Here is a 1,282-nt window from a genome sequence, read left to right on the forward strand (position 1 = left end):
TGACCCGCTCCCCATGGATGCGACCAGCCGGAATTAGAGTCTCGTTGGCCCTGGTGAGGGCCAGAAGGGACGATGGGAACCATGGCTGGACGGAAACGGCATTCCGCGGAGGACATCGTGCGCAAGCTTCGGCGCGCCGATGAACTGGCCGCGGAAGGCTTGACCGGCGAGCAGGTCGCCGCTGACCTGGGAGTATCGGCGGCGACACTGTATAACTGGCGCCGCCAGTACGGCGGTATGGACACCGACGCCGCCAAAGAACTCGAGGAGCTGCGGGAACAGAATGCCCGTTTGAAGCGGCTGTTGGCCGATGCAGAGCTGGAGAAAGACGCGCTGCGCGAGATCTCGAAGGGAAAATTCCAGGCCCAGCGGCCAAGCGACGCGCGGTGGACATGCTCGGAGAGGTCATGGGCATGTCGGAACGGTTCGCGTGCAAGGTTGTTGGGCTTGCTCGGTCAACATATCGCCGGTTGCCGGCCGCGCAATCACCGGCAGACCCCGATGCCGGGACGCGGGCCTGGCTGCGGAGCTATGCGGCCAAGAACCCGTGTCACGGGTTCCGTCGGGCCTGGGCGGCCTTGCGGTTCGACGAAGGCCACCGGATGAACATCAAGAAAGTCCACCGGCTCTGGCGGGAAGAAGGCCTGCAGGTGCGGGCGCATCACCCGCGTAAACGGGCCGGTGCCTCGTCGGTGGCGGCGGTCGCCGCGGATGCGCCGAAGGTGGTATGGGCGGTGGATTTCCAGTTCGACTCCACCACTGACGGACGGGTGGTCAAGATCGCGTCGATGATCGATGAGCACACCCGCGAGTCACTGCTGCACCTGGTCGAGCGCTCGATCACCGGTGAGCGTCTGGTCGCTGAGCTCGGGCGGGTATTCGCCGTCCATGGCGCACCGAAAGTGCTGCGCCTGGACAACGGGCCGGAAATGATTTCGGCAGCACTGCAATCGTTTTGCCAAGACCGGGTCGGGATCTGCTATATCCCGCCGGGCACCCCGTGGAACAACGGGTTCGTCGAATCGTTCAACCGACGCCTGCGCACCGAGTGCCTGAACCGCAACCACTGGACCAGCCTGCTCGAGGCCCGTGTGGTGATCGCGGATTTCGAACACGAGCACAACCACCGGCACCGGCATTCGGCGCTGGGCTACCGCACCCCGGCCGAGTACGCTGCGGCCTGCACCCACACCCACCACCCGGTGGGCTGCGACATCAACTGAACACCGACGAAACGACACCGACTCTGAAACCGGGTGGTCGCGCTATCGGGGACTGGTCA

1 protein-coding gene is annotated in these 1,282 nt (G+C 65.0%); it reads left to right on the top strand.

All coding sequences use genetic code 11. The features are described 5' to 3' along the window. Window positions 1-81: 81 nt before the first annotated feature. Window positions 82-1,223, top strand: a protein-coding gene (locus tag ON20_RS25895; RefSeq protein ID WP_086009075.1) for an IS3 family transposase whose coding sequence is annotated in 2 segments (ribosomal slippage) — window positions 82-361 and window positions 361-1,223 — 1,143 coding nt in all. Because the reading frame shifts where the segments join, the coding sequence is not laid out codon by codon here. Window positions 1,224-1,282 lie beyond the last annotated feature (59 nt).

This window comes from Nocardia brevicatena NBRC 12119, from assembly GCF_000308495.1.
GTDB lineage: Bacteria > Actinomycetota > Actinomycetes > Mycobacteriales > Mycobacteriaceae > Nocardia > Nocardia brevicatena.